This window comes from Sphingobacterium lumbrici (assembly GCF_006476045.1).
Lineage (GTDB): Bacteria > Bacteroidota > Bacteroidia > Sphingobacteriales > Sphingobacteriaceae > Sphingobacterium > Sphingobacterium lumbrici.
The window spans coordinates 195,770-208,889 of record NZ_SRZY01000028.1; the positions used below are offsets into that span (position 1 = coordinate 195,770).

Consider the following 13,120-nt stretch of genomic DNA (forward strand, 5'->3'; position numbering starts at 1 on the left):
ATCATAATATGTCAATCTATAGTATGACAATGTAGGTCATTTGTAAAGTGAAAGGTTGACAAAGATTTGTGCTTATCGGTTATAGCTTAGTGAAAAATCTCCTAAGTAGCTCACTTTACTTGGTGGATAATAGTATAATCAGCGGTTTTGTTTAGACATTTTAAGTGCTTTTTTTTAGATATTTTTTCGCGATTTAGTATTTTTATCCATTTGTATTATAGGTGGTTGTGTTTGTCCTGTCTAAATATTTTAAATATTCATTAAGATAAAAAGCACAACAGCGTTATCTAATCTCCTGTTGTTAAATTCTACCAGACCTTCATCATTCTTTCTCCGCGCTTCGAGCTCACTAATTGCCTGCGTGCAGGACGCTGATAGGATTAGTAATAAGACTATCGCGAGATAATTATACGTGTTTGATTTCATGGTTAGTTTATTTTAACACCTTGCATCTAAGGTAATTAGATTCTTGTTAAAAAGCAATAATGGGTGCGGACGATTTTCAAAATAAACCAGGGGGTCAGCATGCTCCGGTATCAAACAAAAATCCTGAAGCGGGGAACTTCAGGATTTTTAACTAACCAATTATTAACCTAAATTATGAATACAAATATCAATGCAAACAAAATGCCAAATTTTATATCCGATAGCTGGTTTAACAAAACTTAACAACCTCAAAATAGGTCCGTTTTTACCTATGCTGCCAGCAGCGCCGACCGCCAGATACTATCCATTTACAATAACTCAATGTATTATTTTTGCACCATTTACCGTAGATGTCGGCGCAGTACTTCTGCCGCTTTTTCCGCCTGTGCTTACTATATTTCCTTATATACCTATCCCCCTTTTTACGGTTTCCCGTATAGTCCGCGTTCCTTAGCAGAGTACCTTTAGTAGCAACCACAAGTTGTTATATACTATGAAAGCAGAAACAATCATTACAACGATAGCTTCTGGATATGCGAAGGCTGTAGACCGGGATAAGTATATAACAGGAAATCAGCTAGGCAATACTCTAATTCGAATTGCTTGCTTTTGAAATACCTCCTATAATTTGTATATTTGTCTGTGCACAATTAATATAAATGAGAGATGTTAAATCAGAATTACAAAATATCATTTATGGAAATGGACAGATTGGCAATCAAAGCCAACTCCGGAAAATCCAAAATTTCCTTAGAGGCTATGCGTGCTCAGGTCAAGGATCTGAAAAACAAGAGCGTCTCAAAAGTGAAGAAGAAAAACTTATCTTAGCTGCGGAGAAATCCAATTTTTTCTATGCTCAGGATATAGACGAAAGTTTATTTATCAGTGAAGGTGCAGAGCAAAGAGTGTATCGTCACGACGGATATTCTGTAATCAAATTGAATTCAGGTATTTTTTACGAATCCTGGCTTGATTATTTTAATAGTATTCTTATTCACAATTATTTCTTCTCCTCGACATCTTACGAATTTTTGGGATTTAGATTTTATAATGACAGCTTGGCCGCTGTTGTTAAGCAGGATTTTATTGTGTCCGACGAAGTCACAGATTTAGCTCTTGTAAAACAGTTTATGGTATATAATACATTCAGTAATGTTCGAAATAACGATTACGAGAGCAAACTGTATGGAATTATTCTTGAAGACCTACATGATGAAAATGTTCTTTTTAAAGATGGGGTATTCTACTTCATTGATACAGTGTTCTATTTAAGCAAAAATTTTTAAATCTCCATTTTTTTGCCTACGCTACCAACAGCAGCAGCCTCCAAATAGTACCCGTTTTGTTCTTTATTCGGAATATCCAACAGGGGATACCGGATAGAAGCGAGTGGGTAGTCGCGCACTTTATCCACCAAAATCCTTCATCATAGAATCCGCTCGATACATTTCCTTTCACACTTGGGATTCTTTTGATGAACGCGATAAGTTCGACAAGTGGTGTATTGCGCATAGTCATGTTTAAATCACGTTAAACCCTTTAGGAATCTTGGCGATATCAAGGTGTAAGGGATCAGCGCCGTTTAATAGAGCGTTTATCACTTCATCTTTCTTTATTTCTTCAAATTGATCGTAACTCAGATCAAACAATGCCTGGAGATTTACCTTTTCTAGCTCTTCTTTTCTATCCACAAAATGATCAGAGTAGATCCGTATAAATTCCTTCTTCAGGATTTCCTTCACCTGAAAGCTTCGGTATTGTAAGAATTCACCCTCTCTGATCCTGAATAACCGCTTCAAGGCCGCAAAGTCATAAGCCTCCGTTTCGGTTATAGCGCTATCTTCAAGGATATGGTTGGCATAGGAAAGCAAGAGATCTATGCATTGGAGCTTGATATCCTCAAAACTTTGAATCGCATGGCTTTCCAAGATTTTGTCAACATCATTTTTCTCGGTATCTTCCTTTGGCAATAGATCTGCAATATCGAGTAAGTACGTAGGGGTCTGTTCTCTTGTTTCTGGCTGTTGGATATAGCTCCAGAAAATGTCAGATAGTATATACATAGGTCGTATTGGTTAGTTATTTTTAGATGTTTACCTGCCTAAGATACGTGATATGTTTGGTTTTACCTGATCTTTTCCTCATATTCTCCCTTGATCTTGTCTGTTTTCAGTTCGATGATGACGAAGCATTTCAGGATATAGTTATAGAATACCAAATCGATAAAGAAGTCACATGTCTCTGTACGAATGTGTTTTTGCCGTGCTACAAAAGCAAAACCTTTACCTAGCTCTAACAAGAACTGTTGTATATTGTCTATCAGTGACTGTTCGAGTTGCTTCTCTGTGTAAGTATAGTTTGTCGGTATGTTCAGAAATTCCAACACGGTCGGATTGCGGATGAATTCACGGTTATCCAATTTTAGATCCTTTGTATTTTCCAACATTTCATCTTCCACAGGCTGCGCGTTTTGTGAACACAGGAGGCGCTGATAATATAGGGTGTTGATATTACGTTCCAAGGTTCTTACTGCCCAGTTTTGTTCCGAAGTCTCTCTAAGATAATAGTTGCGAGCATCTTTATTATTTACTCTCATAAGGAGTTGAAAATGAGACCATGTTAATTTAGCAGACACTGTCTGCTGAATTTGGGAGAAGTCGGGGAAGGTCAAATAGAATAGGCGGAAATTACGAATATTGGTCTCTGAAAAACCACGACCAAGCCTTGTTGATAGCTCTAAGGAAAGGGTTTTGATTATTTCTCCTCCATACTGTGCTCTTTCGGCTCCATGTTGTTCTTGTTCGACAATCCGTTTACCCGTTAACCAATAGGCCTCTACCATGGCTGAATTGGTAGCACTGTAGGCTTTTTTTCTTGCCTGTTCTAATATGAGCCTTATGTCATCAATGAATTTTTCCATATTCTACTTTCCACTCCTTTTATTTACATCCACTCTGGTCGGTTTTTAGTTTTTCTGCTTGCACGATCTGTTGAATTGCAGCTAACGGTTTGCGGCTTGGCGTAGTGGGGGCTTTTCAGCACAACACTTGATACGAAGCACACAGTTCAAAATTAGCACAAATTTTCATACGAAGAACGTCCGCCCCCATTACGCCAAACCGCTGTTATCGGCTGCCCTTCTTTCGTCCGTTGTTAGTCTGTCGGGTGTTGTCGGTGCGTTGGCTGGGTAGCTCTTTTGCATTTTTCTGTTGGGTCTTGTGCGGTTGAGAAAATGCAAATGTGCTACCCAATAGCGTGGACTTTGTTTGTCTTTGTCCGTTTGTGTAGCTGATAAGTCAGGTTAAGTATAATGTTATTCTCGCTTATCTTAGATGTACCTGTTACAGGAATAATTGGCAGTCGGGTAAGGTGTATATAACCAATGTCAAATTTCAGGTTGGGTAAAACTTTGTATTCAAGATTAAGCCCAATTCTGTCGTGGTCAAAAACGTGTTCAATGGGTGTTCCTGCTACGTTGAAAAAAAGTTCGTCAAACACCGTCAGTTTGATATGTTCCGTGAACTCATACCGCACACCAAAACGTGCCCTTAACCGTGTAATATCGGATTGCGAATTGCTGAAAATGCGATACTCCAAAGCATTTCGGTCTATAACGTATAATTTTTTGAAAATTTCGTGCTGTAATTCTACTGCTGCCGAAAAACGGATTTCGCTGTTTGGTGTTACCGTTTCGTCTGTTTTACTTTGAATAATCCTGTAATGGGAAAAATAAGCGAATGGCGAAAAGGAAAATTTTATATCTTCCTTATGCTGATAATGTACCCAACTTCTAAGCGTGAACATCAGGTTTTTATCAAACATATTCTTATTCTCAAAACCGTTTTGCCGTCTGTGCTGAAATTCCGTATCAATCTTAAATTTATTGCCAACAGGAACACTCAACGTACTACAAAACCAAGCGTTGTAATGATATTGTGCCTGTAAAGTTTGGGCAATAGAAATCCATATTGCTGTTATCAGCAATTTTTTAAACCAATTCATAACCGATATTTAGTGCGGAAGTTTTTCTCTTAAATATCCATAAACCCAAGTTCCCGCAATGGCACTCAAAAGTGTAACGGCAATGACGGTTGCACCTGTTCCGATTTGTGCAAATAACGGACCCGGGCAAGCTCCTGTAATTGCCCAACCGAAACCAAAAATCAAACCGCCATAGATTTGACCTTTATTAAATTCTTTGGGTGAAATTTTAATCGGCTCGCCATAAATTGTTTTGATGTTGAATTTCTTAATCAGGAAAACGGAAATCATACCCACAACAACGGCACTTCCGATTATTCCATACATATGAAACGACTGTAAGCGAAACATTTCCTGTATGCGAAACCAACTTACTACTTCGGCTTTTACGAACACGATGCCGAATAAAATGCCGACAACTAAATATTTCAAATTATGATACCACTTGTGTTCCAAACGGCTTTCGTTTACACACATTGCATCTAACTCACGAAGTTTTAAATCCTTTTCTGTATCTGTATTTTGTTGCATTTATACTGTGTTTAAAGTGAAAGAATAATTGGTAAAATGAGATTTGCCATAATGAAACCGCCAATCATAAAACTTATGGTAGCAATCAATGACGGTAATTGCAGGTTAGACAATCCCATAATGGCGTGTCCACTTGTACAACCACCTGCATAACGTGTTCCGAAGCCTACTAAAAAGCCCCCGACTATCATCATCAAAAAGCCTTTCAGGGTAAACAGCGATTGCCAATTGATGATGTCTTCAGGAACTAAATTATTGTAATTGGTTATGCCATATCCCACAAGCTCTGTGGCTAATTTTGGATTGACTTCAACAGGATTGGGATTTGATAAAAGGTTTATGGCTATTGCTCCGCCTAAAAATATGCCGAATACAAAAAATAAATTCCATACTTCTTTTTTCCAATCGTATTTGAAAAACGGAATGTTGGCAGGCATACACGAAGCACAAACGTGTCGTAATGATGAACTGATGCCGAATGATTTGTTACCAATAATTAAAAGTGCAGGAACGGTTAAACCGATTAAAGGTCCTGCTACATACCACGCCCAAGGCTGTTTAATAATCTCTATCATTTTTACTTTATCTGTTTGTGTTAATTAAATTTTCCAATTCGTTTGCAGCAACAACACCCGATTGTCGCCAAAGTGGTTTACCGTTCTTGAATAAAATAAGCGTTGGAACACCACGTACCTGATAAGCTGCTGCTGCTTGCGGGTTTTTGTCCACGTCAATTTTGATGATGTTTGCGTTTTCGCCTACACGGTTTTTTACATCTTCTAAAATGGGCGACATCATTTTACACGGACTGCACCATTCGGCAAAAAAATCCACTAATACAGGTTTGTCCTGATTTATTATTTCCTGAAATGTCATACTGTTTTGTTTTTATTGTTCTGAAAAATTGAGAATAAAATCCCACCCATAATTGAGCCGTAAATAGTGCTGTTTGCAGGGTTTGAAGTAATGGCACAACTGCCCGAATTGCAACCGACAAATTTCCAATAGAGATAACCGGCTATTGCTCCTATAATCACACCAATTATGGTAAGCAAATGTTTTTTAGCGAACTTCTTCATAGGTAATATCTTCCACTTTCTTATTGCTTTTTGATACAGGCGTATTACAACCCGAAGCACCGCAACAACCAATATTCAGCAATGGCATTAAAGAAAATAATCCACCTAATGCAACAAACAACCATTCTTTTGCCTGAACTCCCTGCACTATAATGAAAATGCCTAATGCCAATCGCAGCACACGCATTAAATCCCAATTTCTTAAATAGTTTTTCATTTTAATTCATTTTTCCGATGGCACAACTCACATACGATTTTGCTTTTTTCAACAGGTCATTATTTCCTTTTTCGGGATAACCCATTTTTGAAAGTGCCTGTACCAAAATTGTTTTTTCTGCCGTACCGTCAATGGTTACTGTTTCGGTGTCTTTGTCAATGTTTACATTTTGTACACCGTCTATTTTGAGCAAAGCGTTTTTGATGCTGCTCACACAACCACCGCATTTGATATTTTCTACTGCTATATTATGTATCATCATCTTTTCTTTTTTGAAGTGTTGATACCGAAAGGCAAATACAATGGGCAAAAACTAATGAATGACGTAAGCACAAACACCACCGCTAAAATGCCCAATATGATTGCCAATGTTCCCGAAATGACATTCGTGAAATACAATGCTGCAATAACAATCGCTATGAGTATTCGGATTGCTTTGTCTGCTGTTCCCATATTCTTTTTCATCTTTTCTATTTTTTTATCAGGTTAATAAATACTTCTGAATAGGCTCTTGGCGGAATACTGTTGTAACATTCGTCCATTGTTTTAATGGTAAAATGTGGTTCAAAAATTGGTTTGTATTCGCAAGGGCAACCGCCAAACGGTGGAAACGGTTGGTCAAATTGTGTGTCAAACAAAACCCCGATTATTTTACCGTTTTCGTTGAGCAACGAAGCCGTTTTTTCTGCATACTCTTTTCTACGAAAAGGTGGAATGGCACAAAAAAATGTTTGCTCAATGATTAAATCGTAATTGCCTTTGTGCTGAAAAAAATCTTCGCACAATACTTTTACTTGTGGCTTGTCGGCAAATTTTTCTTGTAATGCTTCAACGGCTTTTGGTGCAATATCAATCAATGTGATGTTTGTAAATCCGTTTGTAATCAAAAAATCTGCTTCGTAAGCATTGCCACAACCCGGAATTAAAATGTTTGCATTTTTATTCGGGTATTGTGTCATAAACTCGGTAATGGCAGGCGAAGCCTGACCCATATCCCAACCTGTTTCATTCTTCTGCCAACGCTCGTTCCAATAGTTTTGGTCAAGCGGATTTTCGCACTGCGTTACACAACATTGTATGTCTTTTTCTTCTTTACTCATTTGCTGCCTGATTTACATTTTGCCAAGTGCCTCCATTGATGACATTCTGAAATCCGTTTTGCTCCAAAATACTTTTTGCCTGACCGCTACGGCTGCCACTTCTGCAAAAAACAACGATGCTTTTCTTGTTTTTGAATTTGGATAACTGACTTGGTAGTTTGTCTAACGGAATGTTTACCGCACCTTTTACGCTACCTGCCGAAAACTTGGCAGGTGTGCGAACGTCCACTAAAAACGCACCGTTTTTTACAGCTTCTTTCAAGTTGCTGTTGTCTGTTGGTGCAAACATATTTTTGAAAATTCCAAACATTGCTATTATTGTTATTGTGATGAAAATTAGTTTAACACTTTGCTTTGACATACGAAATCAGTTTTAGGAACATTGGTTTGTACAATGGCATTGAAACCGCCTTCTACTTCGGTAAAGTTTCTGTAACCTCTTGCCTGTAAAATGCTTGCTGCAATCATACTGCGATAGCCTCCTGCACAATGCAGGTAAAAATGCTCTTGCGGATTGATGTCTTTAATCCAATCGTTGATGTAAGCCAATGGCTTGCTGTATGCTTCCTCGATGTGTTCCGCTGCATACTCGCTTTCTTTGCGAACGTCTATGATTTTGCTTTCGCCAATTTTTACTTCCGAAGCAAACTGTTCGGGTGTAATGCGGTTTACGGTGTCGGTTTCTTTCCCTGCATTTTCCCACGCTTCAAAACCGCCTTTCAGATGCCCCAATACATTATCAAAACCTACACGGCTCAAACGTGTAACGGCTTCTTCTTCTTTGCCTGTTTCTGTTACCAACAAAATCGGTTGTTTTACATTTACAATCATTGCACCAACCCAAGGGGCAAAATCGCCACTCAAACCGATATTGACAGATTGCGGAATGAAACCCTTAGCAAATTCTTTGTCGCTTCGTGTGTCTAAAATCAATGCTTCTGTGCTTTCTGCTACCGCTTCAAATTCTTCTACTGAAAGTGCTTTCATTCCGTGTTTCAAAACTTCGTCAAAAGTGTCGTAACCCTTTTTGTTCATTGCTACGTTCATACCGAAGTAGGCGGGCGGTGGCAATAATCCGTCTGTAACGGCTTTGATAAATGCTTCTTTGCTCGGTTGGTTCAAAGCGTAATTCATTTTCTTTTGATTGCCCAAACTGTCCACCGTTTCTTTCATCATATTTTTTCCGCAAGCCGAACCTGCTCCGTGGGCAGGATAAACGGTTACATCATCGGGCAACGGCAGGATTTTTTTGTACAGGCTTTCGTAAAGCAATCCTGCTAATTCTTCCTGTGTCATATTCGCTGCTTTCTGTGCCAAATCGGGTCTTCCCACATCGCCCAAGAAAAGTGTGTCGCCACTGAACAAAGCCGTTTCTTTCCCGTTTTCGTCAATCAACAGAAAGCAAGAACTTTCCATTGTATGACCTGGTGTATGCAATACTTTTATTTTTACATTGCCCAATTCAAAAATTTGATTGTCCTCTGCAACAATCGCTTCAAATTCGGGTTTTGCTGTTGCTCCGTAAACGATTGGTGCATTTGTCTTTTTGCTCAAATCAATGTGTCCGCTTACAAAGTCTGCGTGAAAGTGTGTTTCAAAAATGTATTTGAGTTTCACACCGTCTTTTTCCAAACGGTCTAAATAGGGTTGCGTTTCACGCAATGGGTCAATAATGGCTGCTTCGCCATTGGAAGTGATGTAATATGCACCTTGTGCCAAACACCCTGTATAAATTTGTTCTACTTTCATTGTTCTTTATTTTTGTTATTTAATGATGCAAAATTGCGAAGTCGTTTTCTTGTTTACAGTTACATTGGTTACACAAGCAAAAATTATTTCAAAATTGTTTCTTTGATGATGATGTAAATGCCCATTACTAACACAAACCAACCAAATGCAGGTTTGAGTTTTGAGCCGTCAATTTTTTTAGAAAGTGCCATTCCGATAAAAATTCCAATAATGGCAAATGCGGTAACTTTTGCAAGAAAAATATAATCAATAACTGTTTCGCCACTTTCGCCAAAAAATCCAATCAACGATTTTGCAGCAATAATTACTAACGAAGTTCCAACGGCTTCTTTCATCGGTAATTTGCTTAACACTACCAACGCAGGAATTATTAAAAAACCACCACCTGCACCAACAAGTCCTGTCAAAATTCCTACAACAGTTCCCTCAACAAGAATTAAAGGATAATTGAATTGTTGTTTTTGTGGTTCTTCATCGCAACATTTTTTATCCTTTTTAATCATACTGTATGAGGCGAAAATCATCAGCACGGCAAAAAGCAACATCAGTAATATACTTTTGGTAACGGTAAAATTTCCGATGCTGAAAATTTCCTGCGGAATGGCAGGAACGATATAAGCCCTTGTGAGAAAAACGGATATAATGGACGGAATACCAAAAACAACTGCTGTTTTGATATTAACCAATCCTTTTTTGAAGTAAGAAAAGGAACCGACTACGCTTGTTGTGCCGACAATGAAAAGGGAATAGGCGGTTGCTAAAACCGCATCTATACTGAACAAATAAACTAAAACAGGAACGGTAAGAATACTACCACCGCCACCGATTAGTCCTAATGCTATGCCGATAAAAATTGATGCTAAATAACCTGCTATATCCATAGACCTTTGAAATTGATGCCGCAAAATTGCATCAACTCAAAAACCTGTACAGCCACTTTTGTTACACAAGCGTAATTTTGTTTCTACCCAACTTAACCTTTCCGATTTCTTCCAACTGTTTTAACAGTCGTGAAACTACAACACGGGCAGTTCCCAACTCGTTGGCTAATTGTTCGTGGGTAATGTTTAGTGTTTTATTTCCTGTAAGTTCTGCTTTTCTGTTCAGCAAAGCCAACATTCTTTCATCAACTTTTTTGAAAGCAATAGCATTTACAATTTCCAACAGTTCTTCAAAACGTTTGTGATACAAACGGAAAATGTAATCTAACCATTGCGGATATTCTTTGATAAACAACGATACTTTTTCAATGGGCAAAAACAAAATTTCAGCATCGTCTTCAACTTCTGCTTTTACCTTGCTTGTTTCATTGTGCAAACCGCCCAAAAACGACATAATGCAACTTTCGCCTGCTTTGATGTAATACAACAGAATTTCCCTGCCGTCTTCTTCCGTTCGGATAACTTTCAGTGTTCCTTTGGTAACAATCGGAATAGAACGAATATGTGCGTTTTCGTTTAGAATAATGTCGCCTGCTTCATATTCTTTTCTTATACTGTATTGATGTAGTTTTTCTACTAATTCGGGCGATGTTTTAAATTCTGTTATTTGTTGTAAATCTTCCATAGTGCAAAGTTAGAATTTTGTTTGGGTGGTAGGTGGGCTTGGGTCGGGCAAAATTAAATGTGGTGTTTTCGTGTCGGCTTGTGCGGTGGCAAACACCTCTTTTAATTTTGCGAAGCGTTGGCATTTTTCTATTTTCTGTCCGTCCGTTGATGTCTGCACGGTGGTCGGTCAGGGTTGCCGATAACTCCCTAATATGTGCAATAAATTTAACTTCCTAATTGTATATTTCGTTTAATAAAAACGGATTTTGCCTATATTGATATTGCGCTATCGATCCTGTATACCGGTTAATAATCGTTTGCTGTGGCCTCGCAATTTGTGATACCACATATTGTCTATGCCTATACTATTTGTTAAAAGCTTGTTTATTCCTATAAAATTAACAAACCATTTCGTCAAAAGCAATACGATGTGCTATACCGGTCACGAGCGAGAGGCTCGCACCAGAATGGGCCATACAACGTTTTGTCGTTTGTGGCGGTAATTCTCCTAACTTTCTTTAAGCACGCCACCGTCTTTTGAGAGCAAAACCTCATCCATTGCAAATGTGCTGTTAAGGCAGCTAAATTAATTTTATTGTCTTTTTAAATTCCTCAAATTCTTTACTTGCGAATTGTCTTTGTGTTATTGATTGATGGCAATTAAAGTCATAATACAAACCATTGTGTTCTGCTTTAAAAACCTTAAGTTCCACTTTGAGCGGTTCATTTATTTCTATGTGTTCAAACATATACTCTGCGTCATACTCGTAAAACTTGCAATTACTAATGAGGTAAGGGGCATACTTTTTTGTCACTCGAAACTCCTTTAAAATTTTTGAAATCCCAAATGCTGACATTTCCATTAGTTCTTCAAATGTTTCGTAACCTAAATATTCAAGTTCTTCTTTTGGAGTGATATTAAGTGTAATTGTTGGTGAGAAAAGTCCTGTATATTCCGGTTTGTCCTGATAATATTTTGTAGCAATGCAGATTGGCTCTCCTAATTCTTTCCATATTTCTTCGACTGTCTCATCAAGTCCTTCTCCAAACACTTGTTCACTTTTGATTTTTCCAAAGTCTTTGATAGCAACAAATCCCCAGTCCTGCGGTTTATGAAATAATATTCCAAGTTTTTTGTTTACATAAATGTTGTCATTAATAGCCACAGCTTTTAACGGGTCTATTGCAAGTCCAGTTAATGCAATACTTGTCAACCTTAAAAATTCTCGTCTTCCTATACCCATTGTAACGCATTAATGATTCTTTCTTTAATGGGTTTGTCGGAAACGAAAGATAGAACTGCTTCATGTGAGACTTCTCATGTATAACGTATCTGCATAACCTTTTTATTTATATTCTTTAAACCTATCATCTCTCCCTCAGCCCTTCTACGGTTTCCCGTAAAAGCTTTAGCTTTTACTAAATGCAAGTGACGGATTCAGGTTCATGAGTTTTGCTTGGTTTATTTAGTTTATAATAGTTTTACGCGGAGATCTCAATCTGTGACCTTCAAAATTTACTTCTTTTTCACCCATTCACTTTGGTGGAGTAGATCTCTAATATCGATTTTAATATATTCTGCGATTTTATAGAATTTGAGAATATCAGGTTGTTGTTTATTGTGGACCCATCTAGATACGGTTGACTCAGACACATTAAAAAGATTTGCAATTTCTTTATTTTGAATTCCATGTATTATGAAAATTTCTTCGAATCGATTAATTTTAATCATAAAAAATATTTTTAAGAAAATACTTGATGTTTATAATCAAGTATTGTATATTTGTGTTAATATTTATTGCGACACTTAACTAGCCTATTTTAAATTAGGCTAGTAAACGATGTCTCTCTTATTGGAAAAATCCGCCAAATTTTGCCCAAGAGAGTACCGTGAGGTCGCCCACATATTACTGGAAATTATATCTTTGTATATTATGCCAGTATGGGCGGTCTTTGCGTTTGTACTTCTTAAGGGCCCTAACAGATTTTCTGTTAGAGAGGTTTACCAGGCGGATTTCCTCCAATTTAGAAGAAGCAAGGCCGTTCCAGCTGGTTTTCAACTAGAACACTCTTCGAGATTCATCGTTGTTCATAAATTGTAAACATTATGATAACACGATTAAAAACCGCCACTACCCGCCAAGTCTCGATCAACGATCGTTGCCCACGGTTTTCCCGTAAACTTCTTTTAAAGAACATAATCCGTGCGCCTGATTAACTCGCATAAAAAAATCAGACAGCAGGGGATAGGAGCGTGTACCGCCAGCAGACGCAATGAATGGTACCAACACAGCATATATTTTTTCTCCCAACCCCGCTAGTGTCTGTCAACCGATCTTCGTTAAAATATGTACACAATTGTTTACATAGGCTATCTAAATCAGTTTGTTATTTTGATTCTTGATACAATAAAAGTAGCATAATTATTTAGTACCTACAAATGATTTGAAATGTTTTTTATTGATTTGCAATAATAAGAGATCGGTTTTT

At 37.7% G+C, this 13,120-nt stretch carries 20 protein-coding genes; 1 reads left to right on the forward strand and 19 read right to left on the reverse strand.

The window, feature by feature from the left end; translation table 11 throughout:
• Positions 1-249 precede the first annotated feature (249 nt).
• Entirely contained in the window at positions 250-426 is a 177-nt protein-coding gene (locus E4F24_RS13810; protein WP_181182439.1) for a hypothetical protein, read from the reverse strand.
• A gap of 659 nt (positions 427-1,085) precedes the next feature.
• Between E4F24_RS13810 and E4F24_RS10530 the strand changes: the two genes are divergently transcribed.
• A complete protein-coding gene (locus E4F24_RS10530; RefSeq protein ID WP_140938656.1) occupies positions 1,086-1,712 on the forward strand; it encodes a putative polyvalent protein kinase domain-containing protein in 627 nt (208 codons plus the stop codon).
• 16 nt (positions 1,713-1,728) lie between these two features.
• Here the strand turns inward: E4F24_RS10530 and E4F24_RS13815 are convergent, their stop codons facing one another.
• The 18 genes from E4F24_RS13815 to E4F24_RS14150 all read right to left on the reverse strand — a co-directional run bounded on the left by E4F24_RS13815 (position 1,729) and on the right by E4F24_RS14150 (position 12,362).
• On the reverse strand, positions 1,729-1,938 hold the full coding sequence (locus E4F24_RS13815; RefSeq protein ID WP_181182440.1) for a hypothetical protein: 210 nt from the start codon (positions 1,936-1,938) through the stop codon (positions 1,729-1,731).
• Positions 1,939-1,946: 8 nt separating this feature from the next.
• A complete protein-coding gene (locus E4F24_RS10535; protein WP_140938657.1) occupies positions 1,947-2,489 on the reverse strand; it encodes a hypothetical protein in 543 nt (180 codons plus the stop codon).
• A gap of 62 nt (positions 2,490-2,551) precedes the next feature.
• Positions 2,552-3,346, reverse strand: a complete 795-nt coding sequence (locus E4F24_RS10540; RefSeq protein ID WP_140938658.1) for a PDDEXK nuclease domain-containing protein — start codon at positions 3,344-3,346, stop codon at positions 2,552-2,554.
• Between the two features lie 323 nt (positions 3,347-3,669).
• The gene (locus tag E4F24_RS10545) at positions 3,670-4,428 is read right to left on the reverse strand and encodes a DUF2490 domain-containing protein (RefSeq protein ID WP_140938659.1); all 759 of its coding nucleotides are present in this window, start codon (positions 4,426-4,428) and stop codon (positions 3,670-3,672) included.
• Positions 4,429-4,437: 9 nt separating this feature from the next.
• Complete coding sequence (locus E4F24_RS10550) at positions 4,438-4,938, reverse strand: DUF6691 family protein (protein WP_140938660.1); 501 nt, start codon at positions 4,936-4,938, stop codon at positions 4,438-4,440.
• An 11-nt stretch (positions 4,939-4,949) separates the two neighbouring features.
• On the reverse strand, positions 4,950-5,513 hold the full coding sequence (locus tag E4F24_RS10555) for a YeeE/YedE family protein (RefSeq protein WP_140938661.1): 564 nt from the start codon (positions 5,511-5,513) through the stop codon (positions 4,950-4,952).
• A gap of 7 nt (positions 5,514-5,520) precedes the next feature.
• Positions 5,521-5,814: a thioredoxin gene (gene trxA / locus E4F24_RS10560; RefSeq protein WP_140938662.1), complete on the reverse strand. Its 294-nt coding sequence runs from the start codon at positions 5,812-5,814 to the stop codon at positions 5,521-5,523.
• On the reverse strand, positions 5,811-6,017 hold the full coding sequence (locus tag E4F24_RS14025) for a DUF6132 family protein (RefSeq protein ID WP_140938663.1): 207 nt from the start codon (positions 6,015-6,017) through the stop codon (positions 5,811-5,813). The genes trxA and E4F24_RS14025 overlap by 4 nt, the downstream gene beginning before the upstream one ends.
• Positions 6,001-6,234, reverse strand: a complete 234-nt coding sequence (locus E4F24_RS10570; protein WP_140938664.1) for a hypothetical protein — start codon at positions 6,232-6,234, stop codon at positions 6,001-6,003. The genes E4F24_RS14025 and E4F24_RS10570 overlap by 17 nt, the downstream gene beginning before the upstream one ends.
• A gap of 1 nt (position 6,235) precedes the next feature.
• Positions 6,236-6,496 (reverse strand): heavy-metal-associated domain-containing protein, encoded by a 261-nt coding sequence (locus tag E4F24_RS10575; protein ID WP_140938665.1) that lies wholly within the window; start codon positions 6,494-6,496, stop codon positions 6,236-6,238.
• Positions 6,493-6,699, reverse strand: a complete 207-nt coding sequence (locus E4F24_RS10580; RefSeq protein WP_140938666.1) for a YgaP family membrane protein — start codon at positions 6,697-6,699, stop codon at positions 6,493-6,495. The genes E4F24_RS10575 and E4F24_RS10580 overlap by 4 nt, the downstream gene beginning before the upstream one ends.
• A 5-nt stretch (positions 6,700-6,704) precedes the next feature.
• Entirely contained in the window at positions 6,705-7,334 is a 630-nt protein-coding gene (locus E4F24_RS10585) for a methyltransferase (protein ID WP_140938667.1), read from the reverse strand.
• Entirely contained in the window at positions 7,327-7,623 is a 297-nt protein-coding gene (locus tag E4F24_RS10590) for a rhodanese-like domain-containing protein (RefSeq protein WP_235891202.1), read from the reverse strand. Before E4F24_RS10590 ends, E4F24_RS10585 begins: the two co-directional genes overlap by 8 nt.
• Positions 7,624-7,670: 47 nt before the next feature.
• Positions 7,671-9,083: an MBL fold metallo-hydrolase gene (locus E4F24_RS10595; RefSeq protein WP_140938669.1), complete on the reverse strand. Its 1,413-nt coding sequence runs from the start codon at positions 9,081-9,083 to the stop codon at positions 7,671-7,673.
• Between the two features lie 83 nt (positions 9,084-9,166).
• Positions 9,167-9,964 (reverse strand): sulfite exporter TauE/SafE family protein, encoded by a 798-nt coding sequence (locus E4F24_RS10600; RefSeq protein ID WP_140938670.1) that lies wholly within the window; start codon positions 9,962-9,964, stop codon positions 9,167-9,169.
• 61 nt (positions 9,965-10,025) lie between these two features.
• Complete coding sequence (locus tag E4F24_RS10605; protein WP_140938671.1) at positions 10,026-10,649, reverse strand: Crp/Fnr family transcriptional regulator; 624 nt, start codon at positions 10,647-10,649, stop codon at positions 10,026-10,028.
• Positions 10,650-11,211: 562 nt separating this feature from the next.
• Positions 11,212-11,874 carry a hypothetical protein gene (locus tag E4F24_RS10610; protein ID WP_140938672.1) on the reverse strand — a complete coding sequence of 221 codons (663 nt, stop codon included), beginning with the start codon at positions 11,872-11,874 and terminating at the stop codon, positions 11,212-11,214.
• A 272-nt stretch (positions 11,875-12,146) separates the two neighbouring features.
• Positions 12,147-12,362: a helix-turn-helix domain-containing protein gene (locus E4F24_RS14150; RefSeq protein WP_140938673.1), complete on the reverse strand. Its 216-nt coding sequence runs from the start codon at positions 12,360-12,362 to the stop codon at positions 12,147-12,149.
• Between the last annotated feature and the right edge of the window lie 758 nt (positions 12,363-13,120).

Bases quoted from the DNA above. Each gene is read 5' to 3' on its own strand.
- E4F24_RS10595 (WP_140938669.1), bottom strand. From the start codon at position 9,083: ATGAAAGTAGAACAAATTTATACAGGGTGTTTGGCACAAGGTGCATAT.
- E4F24_RS10545 (WP_140938659.1), bottom strand. From the start codon at position 4,428: ATGAATTGGTTTAAAAAATTGCTGATAACAGCAATATGGATTTCTATT.
- E4F24_RS14025 (WP_140938663.1), bottom strand. From the start codon at position 6,017: ATGAAGAAGTTCGCTAAAAAACATTTGCTTACCATAATTGGTGTGATT.
- E4F24_RS10585 (WP_140938667.1), bottom strand. From the start codon at position 7,334: ATGAGTAAAGAAGAAAAAGACATACAATGTTGTGTAACGCAGTGCGAA.
- E4F24_RS10580 (WP_140938666.1), bottom strand. From the start codon at position 6,699: ATGAAAAAGAATATGGGAACAGCAGACAAAGCAATCCGAATACTCATA.
- E4F24_RS10600 (WP_140938670.1), bottom strand. From the start codon at position 9,964: ATGGATATAGCAGGTTATTTAGCATCAATTTTTATCGGCATAGCATTA.
- E4F24_RS13815 (WP_181182440.1), bottom strand. From the start codon at position 1,938: ATGCGCAATACACCACTTGTCGAACTTATCGCGTTCATCAAAAGAATC.
- E4F24_RS10550 (WP_140938660.1), bottom strand. From the start codon at position 4,938: ATGCAACAAAATACAGATACAGAAAAGGATTTAAAACTTCGTGAGTTA.
- E4F24_RS10540 (WP_140938658.1), bottom strand. From the start codon at position 3,346: ATGGAAAAATTCATTGATGACATAAGGCTCATATTAGAACAGGCAAGA.
- E4F24_RS10570 (WP_140938664.1), bottom strand. From the start codon at position 6,234: ATGAAAAACTATTTAAGAAATTGGGATTTAATGCGTGTGCTGCGATTG.
- E4F24_RS10590 (WP_235891202.1), bottom strand. From the start codon at position 7,623: ATGTTTGCACCAACAGACAACAGCAACTTGAAAGAAGCTGTAAAAAAC.
- E4F24_RS10530 (WP_140938656.1), top strand. From the start codon at position 1,086: ATGAGAGATGTTAAATCAGAATTACAAAATATCATTTATGGAAATGGA.
- E4F24_RS13810 (WP_181182439.1), bottom strand. From the start codon at position 426: ATGAAATCAAACACGTATAATTATCTCGCGATAGTCTTATTACTAATC.
- E4F24_RS10555 (WP_140938661.1), bottom strand. From the start codon at position 5,513: ATGATAGAGATTATTAAACAGCCTTGGGCGTGGTATGTAGCAGGACCT.
- E4F24_RS10535 (WP_140938657.1), bottom strand. From the start codon at position 2,489: ATGTATATACTATCTGACATTTTCTGGAGCTATATCCAACAGCCAGAA.
- E4F24_RS10575 (WP_140938665.1), bottom strand. From the start codon at position 6,496: ATGATGATACATAATATAGCAGTAGAAAATATCAAATGCGGTGGTTGT.
- E4F24_RS10610 (WP_140938672.1), bottom strand. From the start codon at position 11,874: ATGGGTATAGGAAGACGAGAATTTTTAAGGTTGACAAGTATTGCATTA.
- E4F24_RS14150 (WP_140938673.1), bottom strand. From the start codon at position 12,362: ATGATTAAAATTAATCGATTCGAAGAAATTTTCATAATACATGGAATT.
- E4F24_RS10605 (WP_140938671.1), bottom strand. From the start codon at position 10,649: ATGGAAGATTTACAACAAATAACAGAATTTAAAACATCGCCCGAATTA.
- trxA (WP_140938662.1), bottom strand. From the start codon at position 5,814: ATGACATTTCAGGAAATAATAAATCAGGACAAACCTGTATTAGTGGAT.